The 14,942-nt window shown below is 46.8% G+C and carries 13 protein-coding genes, 1 tRNA gene and 1 pseudogene; 9 read left to right on the top strand and 6 right to left on the bottom strand.

Translation table 11 applies throughout. The features are described from left to right. Window positions 1–391: 391 nt before the first annotated feature. Window positions 392–2,689, bottom strand: a complete 2,298-nt coding sequence (gene bglX, locus CYR52_RS08320; RefSeq protein WP_101828411.1) for a beta-glucosidase BglX — start codon at window positions 2,687–2,689, stop codon at window positions 392–394. Between the two features lie 229 nt (window positions 2,690–2,918). Next, the gene (locus CYR52_RS08315; RefSeq protein ID WP_072927178.1) at window positions 2,919–3,641 is read right to left on the bottom strand and encodes an SDR family NAD(P)-dependent oxidoreductase; all 723 of its coding nucleotides are present in this window, start codon (window positions 3,639–3,641) and stop codon (window positions 2,919–2,921) included. 67 nt (window positions 3,642–3,708) lie between these two features. On the opposite strand from CYR52_RS08315, the gene CYR52_RS08310 reads away from it, so the two are divergent. The 7 genes from CYR52_RS08310 (at window position 3,709) to CYR52_RS22380 (ending at window position 9,393) form a co-directional block, all read left to right on the top strand. Then, window positions 3,709–4,338, top strand: a complete 630-nt coding sequence (locus tag CYR52_RS08310; RefSeq protein WP_101828410.1) for a TetR/AcrR family transcriptional regulator — start codon at window positions 3,709–3,711, stop codon at window positions 4,336–4,338. 113 nt (window positions 4,339–4,451) lie between these two features. Continuing rightward, a complete protein-coding gene (locus CYR52_RS08305; protein WP_101828409.1) occupies window positions 4,452–4,829 on the top strand; it encodes a hypothetical protein in 378 nt (125 codons plus the stop codon). 181 nt (window positions 4,830–5,010) lie between these two features. Continuing rightward, complete coding sequence (locus tag CYR52_RS08300) at window positions 5,011–5,202, top strand: Tum protein (protein WP_101828408.1); 192 nt, start codon at window positions 5,011–5,013, stop codon at window positions 5,200–5,202. 255 nt (window positions 5,203–5,457) lie between these two features. Then, window positions 5,458–6,192: a hypothetical protein gene (locus CYR52_RS08295; RefSeq protein ID WP_101828407.1), complete on the top strand. Its 735-nt coding sequence runs from the start codon at window positions 5,458–5,460 to the stop codon at window positions 6,190–6,192. A gap of 415 nt (window positions 6,193–6,607) precedes the next feature. Beyond that, window positions 6,608–6,958 carry a hypothetical protein gene (locus tag CYR52_RS08290; protein WP_146001338.1) on the top strand — a complete coding sequence of 117 codons (351 nt, stop codon included), beginning with the start codon at window positions 6,608–6,610 and terminating at the stop codon, window positions 6,956–6,958. 337 nt (window positions 6,959–7,295) lie between these two features. After that, window positions 7,296–8,003, top strand: coding sequence for a GDSL-type esterase/lipase family protein (locus tag CYR52_RS08285; RefSeq protein WP_101828405.1), 708 nt, complete (start codon window positions 7,296–7,298; stop codon window positions 8,001–8,003). Between the two features lie 265 nt (window positions 8,004–8,268). Next, a complete protein-coding gene (locus CYR52_RS22380; RefSeq protein WP_146001337.1) occupies window positions 8,269–9,393 on the top strand; it encodes a hypothetical protein in 1,125 nt (374 codons plus the stop codon). Window positions 9,394–9,574: 181 nt separating this feature from the next. Here the strand turns inward: CYR52_RS22380 and CYR52_RS08270 are convergent, their stop codons facing one another. Next, entirely contained in the window at window positions 9,575–10,585 is a 1,011-nt protein-coding gene (locus CYR52_RS08270) for a phage portal protein (RefSeq protein WP_101828420.1), read from the bottom strand. A gap of 523 nt (window positions 10,586–11,108) precedes the next feature. On the opposite strand from CYR52_RS08270, the gene CYR52_RS08265 reads away from it, so the two are divergent. Then, window positions 11,109–12,458, top strand: a complete 1,350-nt coding sequence (locus tag CYR52_RS08265) for a DUF4145 domain-containing protein (protein WP_101828402.1) — start codon at window positions 11,109–11,111, stop codon at window positions 12,456–12,458. 159 nt (window positions 12,459–12,617) lie between these two features. Here the strand turns inward: CYR52_RS08265 and CYR52_RS08260 are convergent, their stop codons facing one another. The 3 genes and pseudogenes from CYR52_RS08260 to CYR52_RS08250 all read right to left on the bottom strand — a co-directional run bounded on the left by CYR52_RS08260 (window position 12,618) and on the right by CYR52_RS08250 (window position 14,195). Next, window positions 12,618–13,295, bottom strand: a complete 678-nt coding sequence (locus CYR52_RS08260; RefSeq protein WP_101828401.1) for a hypothetical protein — start codon at window positions 13,293–13,295, stop codon at window positions 12,618–12,620. Window positions 13,296–13,327: 32 nt separating this feature from the next. Beyond that, window positions 13,328–14,025: pseudogene (locus tag CYR52_RS08255) on the bottom strand (phage integrase); the annotation flags it as partial. 94 nt (window positions 14,026–14,119) lie between these two features. Beyond that, window positions 14,120–14,195, bottom strand: a tRNA-Ile gene (locus CYR52_RS08250). A gap of 140 nt (window positions 14,196–14,335) precedes the next feature. Between CYR52_RS08250 and mug the strand changes: the two genes are divergently transcribed. Beyond that, window positions 14,336–14,842, top strand: coding sequence for a G/U mismatch-specific DNA glycosylase (gene mug / locus CYR52_RS08245; RefSeq protein ID WP_101828400.1), 507 nt, complete (start codon window positions 14,336–14,338; stop codon window positions 14,840–14,842). Window positions 14,843–14,942 lie beyond the last annotated feature (100 nt).

The following is a 14,942-nucleotide window of genomic DNA, read 5'->3' as shown; positions in this document are numbered from 1 at the left end:
GAAACCGGATGCCAGCCTAACGGGCCTGGTATTGCCCCAATGAACAGGATGTAGCCCTGATAAACAGATATTGCCCTGATCAACAGAAAATAGCCCTGGAAAACAGATCTTGCCCTGGTAAACAGACAGCGCCCGGATCGGTACGCGGGTCCCTGACGGGGCGGCAGTCAACCTGACAGGAAAGGCGCTCTCTGGCGGCCATCCCTGTGCCCGGCACCGGATAAACGGTTATAGGGTGCCATAAAGACCCACTGGGTTGCTAAAGAATAACAAAAGTAACCCCGCCTCCCATTGTGGTAAAGCGTAGTAACTTTGTTTACAACTGCCATCGTTTACAATTGCCGTCCTTTCTCTGCCAGAGAAGAGGGCCGGGAAGCCCTCTTCTTCCTGGTTACTCCGTCAGCAGGAAGCTCTGTTTTTTCACATCCTGTGAATCCAGGCCGATAAACACGTTGAACCGTCCCGGCTCTGAAACCCACTTAAGCTGTTGGTTGAAGAAGCGCAGGGCCGTTTCATCTATCGGGAATGTCACTACCTGTTGTTCGCCGGGCTGGAGCATAACCTTCTTGAAGTTTTTCAGCTCCTTGACCGGCCGGGCCAGTGAGGCCGTCACATCCTGCAGGTAGAGTTGCACGACAGTGGCCCCGGCGCGGTCACCGGTATTTTTCACCGTCACACTTGCCGTAATGTGGCCTTTAGGGGTCAGCGATGCGCTGGAGAGCGTAATGTCTGACACATTGAACTGCGTATAACTCAACCCATAGCCGAACGGGTAGAGCGGGCCATTGGTAATGTCAAAATAGCGGGACGTGTATTTGTCCGGCTTATTCGGGTTAAACGGACGCCCGGTGTTCAGCACATTGTAATAGAGCGGCACCTGGCCGACGGCACGCGGGAAGGTCATCGGCAGCTTGCCGGACGGGTTATAGTCCCCGAACAGCACGTCCGCCACGGCATTGCCGCCTTCTGTGCCGCTGAACCAGGTTTCGAGGATGGCATCCGCATTGTCATTTTCCCACGGCAGGGCCAGCGGGCGGCCGTTCATCAGCACCAGTACCAGCGGTTTGCCGGTGGCTTTCAGCGCTTTCAGCAGGTCACGCTGGCTCTCCGGGATGGTGATGTCGCTGCGGCTGGAGGCTTCGTGGGCCATCCCCTGGGATTCGCCGACCACGGCGACCACCACATCGGCTTTCTTCGCCACGCTGACCGCTTCGTCAATCATCTCCTGCGCCGGGCGCGGATCGTTAACCACTGCTTTGTCGTAAGAGTTCAGGTAATCCACAATCGCCTGATTGTCCGTGACGTTGGCCCCACGCGCATAGAGCAGGGTGGCTTTGTCACCGGCCACATTCTGCATACCCTGCCACACGGTCACCGTCTGCGCAGACACCCCAGCAGCTGACCAGCTCCCCATGATGTCGCGCTGGCTTTTTGCCAGCGGGCCGACCACGGCGATGGTGCCGCTTTTTGCCAGCGGCAGCGTCTGGGCACGGTTTTTCAGCAGCACCATCGCCGTACGGGCGACTTCACGTGCCTCTTTGCGGTGCAGGCGGCTCTCGGCATTGGTGTCGGCCGGGTCGGTTGAGGCGGGGCCGAGGTGGCGGTAGGCATCGGCAAACAGCCCCATATCCCATTTCACGTCCAGCACATCACGCACTGCCCGGTCGATATCATGCTGGCTGATCAGGCCATCTTTCAGCAGCCCTTTCAGGTAGAGGCCGTACATATTGTCGGCCATGTCCATATCTACCCCGGCCTTAAGCGCCATCGCCGCCGCCTGGCGGTTATTCTCCGCCACGCCATGTTTCACCAGCCCGCCGATCGCCCCGTGGTCGCTGACGGTAACGCCGCGGAAATTCCACTGTTTACGCAGAATGTCATTTAACAGCCAGCTGTTGGAGGTGGCAGGCATGGCATTCACGGCATTCAGCGCCACCATCACCCCACCGGCCCCGGCGTCAATCGCGGCTTTATAAGGCGGCAGATAATCCTGGAACATTTTCGGCAGTGACATATCCACCGTGTTGTAATCCCGGCCGCCCTCCGCCGCGCCATAGGTGGCGTAGTGTTTCACGTTAGCCATGATACGGTCAGGGGCGGAAGGGTCATCGCCCTGGTAGGCACTGACCAGCACATTCGCCAGCCGTGAGGTCAGGTACGTGTCTTCCCCGAACCCTTCAGAGACGCGCCCCCAGCGGGCATCCCGCGTGATGTCCACCATCGGGGAGAACGTCATGTTCAGGCCGTCTGCGGCGGTTTCAATCGCGGAGATGCGGCCGCTCAGCGCCACGGCGTCCATGTCCCAGCTGGCCGCGAGGCCGAGGCTTATCGGGAAGATGGTGCGCTGGCCGTGCACCACATCATAGGCGTAGAACAGCGGGATCTTCAGGCGGCTGTGCTGCACCTGATCCTGCATACGGCGGATGTCCGGTTTGGTCACGGTATTGAACATTCCGCCCACTTTTCCGGCGCGGATGTCCGCCATGATCGCCTCTTTCGGGTATTCCGGCCCCACCGTGACCAGATTCAGCTGACCAATTTTTTCATCCAGCGTCATCTGCTTCAGCAGATGGTCAATAAAGGCGGTTTTCTCCTTTACCTGATACTGCGGCGCGGGGGGAACCGGCTCCGCATAGACGGGGGAAACTGCCAGACAAACCAGAAGGCCAAGTAAACAACGCTTATTCATCAATCATCCTTTGAACGCTTTATGCCGGTGGGGTACTGCCCTGTGCAAATCGGCCCGGACCTGTCTGCCCGGTAGTGGGGTGAATCTAATATGTCGCCCAAGCCGTTAGCAACTGATATCACGATGCATCAGAAGTTTACACCCAACTTTGCGAGGCATTACGAAAAAAGGACGCAGAGCGTGAAGCCGCCGGCGTCCTGAAAGAGAAGGGGATGTGACAACGCAGATTTTACCAGGGCACCTGGCCATCCCGGACGAAGAACCCGCCGGTGGGGCCGCCCGTTCCTTGCACCGCATACTGCACAATGGTCGCCGCAGCCTCTTCCGGCGGCAGCGGGCCGCTGTGCTGGTTCAGGTCCGTCGCGGTATAGCCGGGATTCACGGCGTTGACCCGGAACCCTTCCGGTTTCAGCTCCTTCGCCAGCAGTACGGTAAAGGCATTCAGGGCGGTTTTGGAGGAGTTGTAGCTGAAGATATTGACCCCGTGGTAAGCAAAATCGGGGTAACTGTGCAGGCCGAGTGACCCCAGCTCGCTGGAGACATTAATGATATTTTTCTGTTCACCTTGCCGCAGCAGCGGCAGGAACGCCTGCGTGACCTGTACCGGGCCAAGCACATTGACCTCGTAAGTGGCGCGGATGTCATCAGGCTTCGCCTGGCTGGGCGGCGCGGCATCCGCTACGATGCCGGCATTGTTCACCAGCAGATCCAACCGGCCGGCACGGGCGTCCACCTGGGCCGCTGCCGCGGCTATCGAGGCACTGTCGGTGACATCCAGCGCCACGAATTCAACCTGGCCGGCACTTTCCAGCTCCGCCTGTGCTTCTCTGCCACGCGCCGCATCGCGGCAGCCGAGAAACACATGGTAGCCTTGCTGTGCCAGTTGTCTGGCAATCTCTTTGCCGATGCCTTTATTGGCGCCGGTAACCAGGGCAAAACGGGATGTGCTCATTTTGTGCTCCTTTTTGGGGTGAATCGTTATACTATGCAACATCTTTCCCCTTTAGAATTCGCATTCAATGAAGCCTGGTAACCTCCAGCTACAGCCCCGTAAAATGCCGGTTCAGTCGCGATCGGAAGCCACCGTGGACGCGATTCTGGAGGCGACCCTTCAGGTTTTGATCGCCGATGGGCTGGAGCGCTGCACCACCACCCGGGTCGCGGAGCGCGCCGGGGTGTCTGTCGGCACGCTCTACCAATACTTTCCGCACAAACAGTCGCTGCTGAACAGCTTGCTGGCGCGCCATCTTAATGACGTCAGCCAGGCGGTCATCGCCTGTTGCGCAGAGCAGCACGGCACCGCGCTGCAACCGATGATCAGTGCGTTGGTCAGCACCTATCTTGAGGCTAAATTTGCGCGGCCCGAGGCCTCCCGCGCGCTGTATGTGATTGCGATGGATCACGGCGGCGAGGAGATTCTCCAGCAGGTGCAGGATGAGATGCGCGGGGCAGTCAACGCTTTACTGAGCAGTGCGGCCGACGCCTCCTTTACCGAGGCAGACACCGTGGCGGTGATCCTTATCACCTCGCTTGCCGGGGTGCTGTGCCACGCCGTCGGCAGCGATGCCGCCGCCTCGCCGGACGCCCTGTACCCGCACCTGAACACATTAGGGTATGCCTATGTGAAAGCGTATGCGGTGGAGCGGTAAGGTGGGTAGAAGTAAGAGGCTTAAAGGGTGTTCATATATTTAATGAGCGCATTGCCTCGCCGCCCTCTCGGAGTTCTGTCAATAACTGTACGGTGAGGGAAGGGTGTGAGGACATGATGAGGCTGGAAAGTTATCAGGATATAGATTTTTCTAGCTTAAGCAGAAAAGAGCGGAGGCAACTTCTGAATAAAGTAAGAGATAGCCAGGTTAAGAAGACACCAAAATTTTATCAGCGCTCGGCCGCTGTAGAGGCAGCTTGTGATCGGGCTATTGGTGAAATCAGAGATACAACTGGCGAAACCATCAGCCGGGCTTTAGCTACACGTGTGATAAGCGGTGTCCGAACACAGATAAATGGCAAGTGGCTTAGAGGTGCCAGTTCCGGGGAAGTCTTCAGCGCTGCCAAGAAGCTGGATTCCAGCCAAATATTGGATAGGTTTGCACGCTTGGCGGGCGCGGCTCGTCTGAAAGCTGCTAATGTCAGTAAATAATAGCGTGAAATTTCATTATGTTTTTCATTAACTAATAGTTAGAGCCTATCAATCAAGGGCGGCAAAGTTTGCCTTAAGTTTCAAAAGCATAAATTGATCACCGCTGCTTTTGAAAATTCTTTTATAAATCAGTATTGCTGTGCTACTGTATAAATAAACAGTATCAATAAGAAGGGGGATTATGGATCAGAATTTGAAGGCGCATGTAGCACTTGAAAGGGTTGAACTGATTGCGCGGCTCACTGCTGAAGGTGGGTGTCAGGAAAGAGATCGGGAGGTAGCGTTACTCATGATTGCTGATTTAGCGCGTGGCATGACATTACAAGACAATCATTTTCAGGTGATTTTTTCAGCTCGGCCGCTTGAGAACTAACAGCCGATGTATCATGATAAAAATAAAAAAAATCAGCTAGTTAGTCATGCTCTTATAGAGGGAAGATATAAGTGGCTTGGGTGAAATTCCTTTAATGATAGAGCGAGACTATCAGGGTGGTGCTTCTACTAGTAAAGCAGCCTCAAGAAAGAAACATAAGCAATAAATCGCATTAAATTATTTTATATATAACAGCCGCATATTTGATAATATGCGGCTGTTTTTTTGGGGCTACACACATTTAAAAGGAATAGTATGGGAACTATAATCGCTTTATTATCTCTTCTTTGCTTACTTGCTTTCATCGTTGGGCTGATTAAACCTTCAGTGGTTCGAATGCCAAACCGAATAAGGTCGAGCGTTATCTATCTTGGTGGGTGGCTTGTTTTAAGCTTTCTCGGCTCCACCTTATACCCTTCAGCGAAATCACAGGCACCAAGCCAGGAGTCAGTTCAAGCCGCTGAGGAAAAAACTGAACCGACGCCGCGTGTGTTTGAGTTTGCTGACATGAGTCTAAAGGGCTATCGCAATGAGACTAAAGGCACCCGGCATAAAATCGTAGCAGATTATACCGATTTTAAGGCGATGCCTGATGCGGCCATTGATGGTATGTATGCTTGCCTTAGCGAATACAGCTTTACTAAATCAGATGATTTAAAACTTAATGAAGTTTTCGGATGGTGTTATGCACAATATGAGCGCACACCTGAATCTTTAGCCAAGAAAATAAATTTTGATACATTCCAAGAAAACTTTAGCGGGTGGGATGGGTCATATAGGCCGTTAGAAAGATTCATCAAAGATAATATGAATGATGATTCATCATATAAACATGTTTCAACGTCATATCGCTTAATCTTGGGTAAAGATCCTCACGCTATCGTTAAAACTGTATTCCGTGGAAAAAACGCATATGGTGGGATCATCAAAGATGAGATCGCCGCCCGCGTAGACCTTCAAACAGGCGAGTTAGTCAAAATCATCAAGTAACCAAGGTTGCGGTGCAAGGGCTATGCATACATAGAGTGCATGGATCTGAATGCAGAGCGACACATAGCAAAACCTCAAAGGCTCCAGTGCTGGAGCCTTTTTCGTTGGTTCATGCACCTGCATGAAAAACGATGCATAAAGCGGGCAGGCGTGGCGGGGATAGCATTGCGCGCAGAGTTAATAAAAATCTGCATTTAGCTATTTGCGCGGCTATTCGAATCTGACTAATCATTTCCAGCAAAAATCGATATACCTCATTACTAAAGGATTCCGTTGCTTCTAAGTATCCAAATCATTAATAGTGTTTAACTTAAGGCATTATTCCGAATTTGAACAAATAGTGATCCGCTCTCTCCTTTTTTACTCTATTTGACGGCATACTACTTTGGATTTTTGACATAGTGATTAGGCAGCAATGAATACAGAAGCAGGGACACGAGAATTCTGGCTGCATATTGTGCAGGCCGATAATAAGAAAGATATTCGGCCAATGGGATTCGTCATCCGGCATCTAAGCATGACAGGTGACCAGTTCTACCTAGGTTCGGGGCGCTGGGGAAACGATGTAACCACGGCTCTGACCTTAGAGCACTTGGCTGAGGCTGAGATGTTGCAGGTAGCGCTGCAAACAGAACATAAAGTTTATCCTGATTTAACATATTCTCTAGAACCTATGATTGTTAAAATCAGGCTAACCAACTGTTTACAAATTGTTTTCTGGGGTATTGCAGACGGCAAGCCTAGTTATATGACAGCATTATGGTGAGCAAATGGAACTGATTTTCGCTTTATGGCTAGGCTAACTACGGTTTTTGTCTGTTAAAAAGACCTTGGCTGTTATATGAAACACATCCGATGCTTGAAAATCACGCCCGTTTAAAGTGGAAGAAAGTTTTCTGTCCTTCATTCTAATTCCTTTTAGGGAATAATGTTTAGTTAAGCTAATGTGAAGTGTCTCAGTTATTCTCAAGAACGGTATTCCAAAAGATAAAAGTTAAACTTGGAATCTAATCATTAGAAATATTTATATTTTTAGATGTTGCAGAAAGAGTATAATTCCTTAAAATTTGAGCGGTTTATGCTTTTTCCTCTAAGGTGATGAAATGAATTTGAAAATGAAAAATGTGGCTATAGCCGCAGGGGTGGCATTAGTCTTTGGTTATGGGTTTGCTCTGGGTAAATATGCTATTTTCCCATACAGCACTATTTACGAATTAAAACATAAGTATTTTACGTCTGAAACATCAGATACGGTTCGCAATGCCACCTATCTATATAAGCGCGATATGTATAAAGAATTCCATGGAAAAGGCGATTATGTGATGGTAGGGGATAGCATTACAGAAAATGCTCGTTGGGATGATATTTTCCCCAATTATAAAATTGTGAATCGTGGCATTGCTGGCGATGATACCACCGGTATATTAGAACGTATTGACGATATTATTGCTACTGGTGCAAAAAAGGCTTTCATTATGGTTGGGACAAATGATATTGATCGTGGAATGAGTGCGGATGGTATTGTGGAAAATATTGGAAAGATTGCTGATAAGTTGAAAGAAGCCGGAATGGATATAGTGGTTGAATCTACTCTTTTTTCAGGGGAGACTTTACGCCAGAAGAATATTGTCATCAACCAAATTAATAATAAGCTGACTAAGTTCTGTAAGGAAAAGAGTTATCATTATGTGGATATAAATAAATCCCTAGCAGTTGATGGTGTCTTGAATCCTGAATTTTCGCTAGACGATACACATATCAATTTCAAAGGCTATAAAGCCTGGAGCAATGAGATTTCTGATTTATTCTAATTCTAGAGTTTACCCCGCTGCGGCGGGGTGTCTCAATAATTATTTATTATAAACTAGGGGTTTAGGATTGTATGGTTTCATTATGAAATGATATGTTCATGATGAGTGCTACAATATTTAAATGTCAGAGCAGAATGTTTATCTTTATATATAACCCAGGTTATTTTAAATGCAAATATAAAATAACAATAAAAATCAATAGCTTCTATTTGAAACTATTTATTTAAATATAACGTTGTCACCTGCCAAAAATTGAGACTACAAGATGCTTGAGGTTATTCCATTGCCAAAAAAAAGTGCGCATTGCAGAAATGGACTTGTTAATGTCACGATCGCTGGTAAGTTTGTTGATGTCAATAATATCGTAAAAATTCTTAGCAAAAAACATCATTTCTTCAATGGCCTCGAACCTAAGGGTAATGAACAAGCTACGGTTAATTTTTGGTTGCAACGTGGTTTGTGTGATTCTTTCTATAAAGATTTTTCGAAGATAAGAGCGGAAAAAAATATATATATTACAACTGACTTTGATGATTTTTTCCCCTACGAGAAGATTAATAAAATCTCAAATAATGAATTGGCTGCCACTCGAAAATTAATAGCCAGCCCATTAACTGACCGTAATCAAGTTAATGAGCTTTGGGAAATGTGTGAAAAGCTAAGAGAGGCAATTGCAGCTACCTATTCATCTAATTGCTATCTAGGTTGCAAGGTCAAGCAAAAACAGCTTAAACGCCTACGCACGATACTACGCGCAAAGGTGCGGGAAGTAACCGCAAATCATGTTGAAGCAGCTGAAGTTTTAGCATTTTTTGAAGATAAACGAGGTAAGAAACTAAGAGAGATCCAGATTCCAACAGTTAACTACGTGTTGCCAGATGGCAGAAAGGGAACGCGGGCTGAATGCTTATTTGCATCTACGAAGCATTGGCGAGAAATTCTAGATGCCTCCCGACATAATCGCTATACATGTGATATGTCTTTTGAGTATGTGCATTTCATGATTTCACGTTATGGCTGTTTAGATGCCTACTTATCTGCTCAAAGAGTAGGTGATGCTTCTCGAATGCACCTAGTAGTATTAGAGCGTGCTATAGCGATGCTAGTAGATATTAAAATACACTTTAGCCATAATAAAGCATTGTCGGCTAAGGTGGCTTATGCTTTACGCCTCGAACGGCAGTTTGCTGACTGGATGCTAGATGTTAAAGCTATGTACTACGGTAAAGTTATCAAAATGGCCACTGTTTCTCCCCAACTGGATATGCATCACATAAATGAGGCTATTGAACAGATTGAAATGATTAGGCATGGCGTGCTAAGTGCCCGCTCTCTTGTGGGATCGATACTCCAGTTGCCTGAATTTTTTCTACTCGATGCACAAAACTAAAATGACCAACTTTTATTATTGGATTATAAATACACCCATGTGACAAAAGGCTCTTACTTTCTTTCAACGTGATCCTTTAATTATGGTAGTGTCCTAATGTATATAGCTTGATATATCAATTGATAGAAAAGCACGCCTGACAGCGCTATAAAAAAACCGGCCAGGGTCGGCCGGTGCAAGGTTACTCATTACTCTCCAGGTTATACGGCCTGAAGGTAATCACCTCCCGGCCGAGCCAGGCATTCATCTCTTTCATTCGCTCCTGCAACGGCGTTAGCTCGTTCCTGACAAACACCTGTGACGCCTTCACGGCATCCCCAAAGCCGCCGGAGTTGTCCGGGATAATCCCCATCATCTGCGGCGGAACGCGGTGCGCGCTTAACAGGTCGTCGCGGCTGGCCTTCTTGATATTGAAAAAGTCGTCTTTGGTGGCGACTTCACTGAGCGGTAAGATTTTAATGCCGTCCGGCTTGCCGTTGGGTGCGTACATAAACAGGTTGCGGAAATTCCCCAGCCCTTTGGTATCGCGCATCGCCTGGCGCATCTTCTCAATGTCACTGCTGCTCTGCGCGGCGTCGGTCATATACAGGATGTAGCCCGCGTGCGCCCCGTTCTGGTAATACTTGCGCCGAAACAGCGTGGCCGACTCATTGAGCCAGGCGGAATTAAGGGCGCTGAGGTATTCCGGCAGCCTGTAAAGCTCCTGATTAATGTCCGGTTCAACCAGGTGAAACACGCTGCCGGCCACAAATTCATGCGGCTCTTTCCAGTCATTCACAAACCAATACACCCCCTCCTCAATGCCCCGGCGGGTAAATTTAGCCGGTGAGCACTCCAGGCGCAGCGGCGCGCCCAGCGCGTTTTTACGCAGCTCAACAAAGGCATTCCCGAATACCAGATAATCGAGCGCGATGCGGCTGAACTCCTGCTGTGTCAGCAGCGGGTGCGGCACAAAGGTGGAGGCCAGGATATTGCGCTTCACGTAAATCGGTGAGCTGTAATGCACGGCGGCGCGGAGGCTTTTCGCCAGCCCGTGAAAACTCACCGGCGGCTCATAACAACGGCCGTTACCGATGCACTCGGCATAATCCAGGATGTCGCGCTTATCCATCACCGCGGTCGGATCGCCAAAGCTGAACGCCTGTGGCTGCGGCAGGTTGCGTGAATGCCTGATCGTGGAAATGATTGTCAGGCTTGAAGACGTGAAACTTAAACCGCTACATCCACACAGATCACAACAAGGCACCTTATGGATGTAAGAAGGCCCCGCAAAAGCGGGGCTTTTTTATGTCTAGAGCATGAGGGCTTTAAAAATCCATCGCCATTTCATCGCCACTTTGATTTCACCAAATAAAAAAGCCACCGTGCAAGGTGGCTTAATCATATGCTTTTAAAGCTAAAATTTGGTGGCCCCTGTTGGGTTTGAACCAACGACCAAGCGATTATGAGTCCCAATTTGAATCGAGTGAAATCAGTAACTTGCTGATATTTATCTTTTCTTTAGGCCATATAGTGATGAAAAGTGGCACATAGCGTTGCGCTCTGCTGCCACTTTGCTGCCAAACTTATCTATCCAAAATGTAGGTGATTAACGGTATGATTTTGTTGGCTGTTTAAAAAACATTAATACCCGGTTTAAATTTGTCAATATTATTTTTTTACTAAGTGGTATTTAGATATGTTATTTAAAATTGAAATTAAATAAAGGAGTAGTTATGTCAAGCCTTAGAGATATGGAAGAACTTATTAGTGATATAGTTGATGTTGAGCTGAAAGAATACATGCGGGAAGCATTAACTTGCTATATGACAGGTGCGCATCGAGCATGCGTCGTACTTTCATTTATCGCTATTTTTGAAGATTTATTCAAAAAATTAGACGGGATGGCTACAACAAATAGAGTAGCTAAAGCAATTTTCATAGAAATCTCTAAAAAAAGAGATGAGCAAAAAGTTTATGAAAGTGATTTACTTAATAAATTAAAGGCTGAAAAAATAATTACGGATATTGATGCGGATTTCCTTTCAGTATTAAGAACGCTCAGAAATAAAGCTGCACATCCTTCAGGTCATAAGCCCACTGCTGAAGAAGCCCGATATGTTTATTCTGAAACTATACATAGATTTCTATCTAAGCCAGTTTTATCAACAACTCAGGTTGCCGACCAAATCCTGTCTAGGTTGACTAACTCATATTTATTTCCGACTTCGAGTATTCAAGATCATGCTACAGTAGTAAATGAAGGTGTTAAAAACCTGCATCATGATGGATATTCATATCTTCTAAAAAAATTGATCGAATCACTCGATAATGCAAACGAACAAATAAAGCTAAATGCAAAAAGATATCTTTTGGGTTTATCAAGTAAACCGCTTAATAGTGATGTCCTTGAGCAGATAAAAAAACAACTTGTAATTGAATGCAGTACCGATAAAAGTAAAAGGCAATGTTTGATGGAATGTATCTCAACCAATGGTAATCTACTCAAGGATATAGATGATATTATTTATTTAAGATTAAATAAAATGTTTGAGGATACAATTTTAGATACAAAATCCTCTGATCAACATACGTATTTAAGGCATCCCGTACAAATTGCTAATAGTATTCTTGGTTTGGAAGCGATAGTTATCGATAGATGTTTTAAGTCTACCCTTGAGGATGTTCTTGAGAAATACAAACTAAGTCCCGTATTAATGAAATATGTTAAAGGGCATGAATGGGCTAAAGATAAAGTTATACAATCAATTTTTGGCCAGGCAGGTTCTTCAACTTTCTCAGAAGCTAACTCTTTTGCACAGAGTGCAAGCTCATACGATGGTGATATCTCAAATTTGATGGATGACTCAAGTTGTTTCGAACTTATTATTCACATCTGTGCAGCAGGCGACTGGGGAGCATATGGGGCTGAAGGGATGATGAAAGGGAAATTTAATAATATTCCAAAAATTAAGGAAAAGGCACTAAAAGCATTGAAAGATGATATTGATAATTGCCAACAAGTGATTGAAAAAATCAGGCCGTCAATTGGTAAAGCAGAAGAATTTGAAAAAAATTACTTTTGATTCTTGCTGCGCAAAACAGAGGGCGTGAATAACGCCCTCTGTTTGAAAGTATAAGGTCTATTTAATTTAAAGTTTTCTGTGCTATCGAATTTAAATAAACTGACATTAACTGTTGTCTCGCGAAAATTAATTGCGTTTTTGTTTTCAATATCTCATTTTCTAATTCGTTTTTTTAGTTTCACATTCGAAATCAATGTTTATTTTTTTAAAGCTATCCTTATAATCATCGGTTCTTTTTTTTGATTCACACTGGCGGTTGGCAAGTGTGATTCTGTCATTTATTTTATTTAATGTATAATCATGCGCGTCTTTTTTATTAGAATAATCTATAAATAATTTAGGGCTTTCCCTTTTTATGTTTCTCCTAAGATTACCTTTGTCTCTGGTGTTGAGCTCTCGAAGATTGTACGATTCAGCTATTTTATTAAAGCACTGTGATATATTATTGGCGCTGGACATTAATTTATAACATTCGGAGTAAGCTAGCGATGTAAATTGAGATAATAGATGTACCCTCAATTCTGAATATTGCTCAGAAAATTTCCCTTGTACTATTTTAAGATTTGATTTAGCTGTGAGAGCTTCGTTCTTTGCTTGGTTAACATCCTTCGAAAGCTGACTTAGTTCCATCGTTTTTTCATTCAAGCTTGCGTTAAGGTCTAAAAGTTTTTTGTCTTTTTTTTCAAGTTCAAGAGTCTTTTTTGCTATTTCTTCATCAAGCAGTGATTTCTGATACACAGGAAGTACGGTATAAAAATAACCAAAAGCTGCTAGTGCCAAAACCCCTATTTGTGAAAAGTTAGCAATTCTTGTAGACCAGACATCTATCTTTGACATGTAAGTATCCTGAGATTTAAGAGAATTAAACTTTAAGAAATTTTAGTTAGCGGATTCAGAATTTTAGCTTCATATAAATGTTCTGGAGCAAAATGAGCATACTGCATCGTCACTTTAATATCTGTATGTCCTAAAATCCGTTGGAGTACAAGAATGTTGCCGCCATTCATCATGAAATGAGAAGCAAAGGTATGGCGCAAAACATGCGTTAGCTGTCCGGCTGGTGTCTCGAGGCCAGCACGTTGCATAGCCTTTCTAAAAGCTGAATAGCATGGTTTAAAGAGCAACTGCGCTTTCCTGCTCGATGGCAGTTCAGCCTGTAATTTTTCAGTAATCGGCACCGCGCGGTTTCTCTTGCCTTTAGTTTTTACATATATGATCTGACCGGCGCGGATTTGGTTTCCCTTCAAGCCTTCGGCCTCACTCCATCGTGCGCCAGTTGCCAGGCAGATTTTCACAATGGTAGTCAGATCTTTAGAACGGCTGTTCTCACACTCGGTGAGAAGAGTTCTTATTTCCTCAATGGTGAGATACGCCATCTCAGACTCACTGATTTTGAACTCGCGCACGTTCTCAAGCGGATTGGGCGCGGTCCATTCATCTAGGCGACGCAACTCATTAAACATAGCTCTAAAGTAGGCCAGTTCAAGATTTACTGTACGAGCTGTTACTGTCTTAACTCTGTTTGAATCGATATTTTCCCGGTTAACAGCCGCTCCCGATAAGCAGCTACAGTTCCCATATTACGTTCGCTGACAAATAAAGATAACAAAAAAGCCACCCCTTGCGGAGTGGCTTAATCATATGATTTTAAAGCTAAAATTTGGTGGCCCCTGTTGGGTTTGAACCAACGACCAAGCGATTATGAGTCGCCTGCTCTAACCACTGAGCTAAGGGGCCGGGCGGCGTGATTATACGGCAGTTCTCATCAGCAGGTCTACCTTTGCCCGGCTGGATGGCGGTTTTCTGCTCAGATTAGTCTGTTGTAATTTCTGGAGGTTTTTGCGATAACCAAAAGAAATGTATCACTGGGGATTGATATGATTAAGGACATCCTGACAGAGGGGTTGCAGGTGGTGTTTTGCGGGATTAATCCGGGGTTATCCACCGCGCACCACGGGTATCACTTCGCCAACAGCAATAACCGGTTCTGGAAAGTGATCCATCTGGCCGGCTTTACTGCGCGGCAACTGCGGCCGGAAGAGGAGCAGCATCTGCTGGATACCGGCTGCGGCATCACCCGCCTGGTGGACCGGCCCACGGTGGAAGCCTCTGAACTGGCGCGGGCGGAGTTGCGGCAGGGCGGGGCGGCGCTGCGGGAGAAGATCCTGCGATATCAACCACGGGCGCTGGCGGTGCTGGGCAAACAAGCTTACAGCAGCGCCTTTGGCATCAGGAAAGTGGCCTGGGGGCGTCAGCCGGAAAGCATCGGTGGGACGGCGGTGTGGGTGCTGCCCAACCCCAGCGGGTTGAACCGCGCATCGCTTGACGAGCTGGTAGCGGCATACCGCGAACTCTATCTCGACCTGACCCAACGCGCGCCATAACCCATAAGCTGAACCGGGCACGCTCCGGCAGGCGGATAGCGGCTATCGTGAATGCTATTCCCCTCTGCGCCGGCCCCAGACCGCAGGCATAAAAAAAGCC

Origin of the sequence: Chimaeribacter arupi (genome assembly GCF_002858805.1) — a bacterium.
Classification (GTDB): Bacteria; Pseudomonadota; Gammaproteobacteria; order Enterobacterales; family Enterobacteriaceae; genus Chimaeribacter; species Chimaeribacter arupi.
The sequence above is the reverse complement of the archived record's forward strand: the minus strand, read 5'-3'. Positions and strand labels throughout refer to the sequence as shown.

Bases quoted from the DNA above. Each gene is read 5' to 3' on its own strand.
- bglX (WP_101828411.1), bottom strand. From the start codon at position 2,689: ATGAATAAGCGTTGTTTACTTGGCCTTCTGGTTTGTCTGGCAGTTTCC.
- CYR52_RS08315 (WP_072927178.1), bottom strand. From the start codon at position 3,641: ATGAGCACATCCCGTTTTGCCCTGGTTACCGGCGCCAATAAAGGCATC.
- CYR52_RS08310 (WP_101828410.1), top strand. From the start codon at position 3,709: ATGAAGCCTGGTAACCTCCAGCTACAGCCCCGTAAAATGCCGGTTCAG.
- CYR52_RS08305 (WP_101828409.1), top strand. From the start codon at position 4,452: ATGATGAGGCTGGAAAGTTATCAGGATATAGATTTTTCTAGCTTAAGC.
- CYR52_RS08300 (WP_101828408.1), top strand. From the start codon at position 5,011: ATGGATCAGAATTTGAAGGCGCATGTAGCACTTGAAAGGGTTGAACTG.
- CYR52_RS08295 (WP_101828407.1), top strand. From the start codon at position 5,458: ATGGGAACTATAATCGCTTTATTATCTCTTCTTTGCTTACTTGCTTTC.
- CYR52_RS08290 (WP_146001338.1), top strand. From the start codon at position 6,608: ATGAATACAGAAGCAGGGACACGAGAATTCTGGCTGCATATTGTGCAG.
- CYR52_RS08285 (WP_101828405.1), top strand. From the start codon at position 7,296: ATGAATTTGAAAATGAAAAATGTGGCTATAGCCGCAGGGGTGGCATTA.
- CYR52_RS22380 (WP_146001337.1), top strand. From the start codon at position 8,269: ATGCTTGAGGTTATTCCATTGCCAAAAAAAAGTGCGCATTGCAGAAAT.
- CYR52_RS08265 (WP_101828402.1), top strand. From the start codon at position 11,109: ATGTCAAGCCTTAGAGATATGGAAGAACTTATTAGTGATATAGTTGAT.
- CYR52_RS08260 (WP_101828401.1), bottom strand. From the start codon at position 13,295: ATGTCAAAGATAGATGTCTGGTCTACAAGAATTGCTAACTTTTCACAA.
- mug (WP_101828400.1), top strand. From the start codon at position 14,336: ATGATTAAGGACATCCTGACAGAGGGGTTGCAGGTGGTGTTTTGCGGG.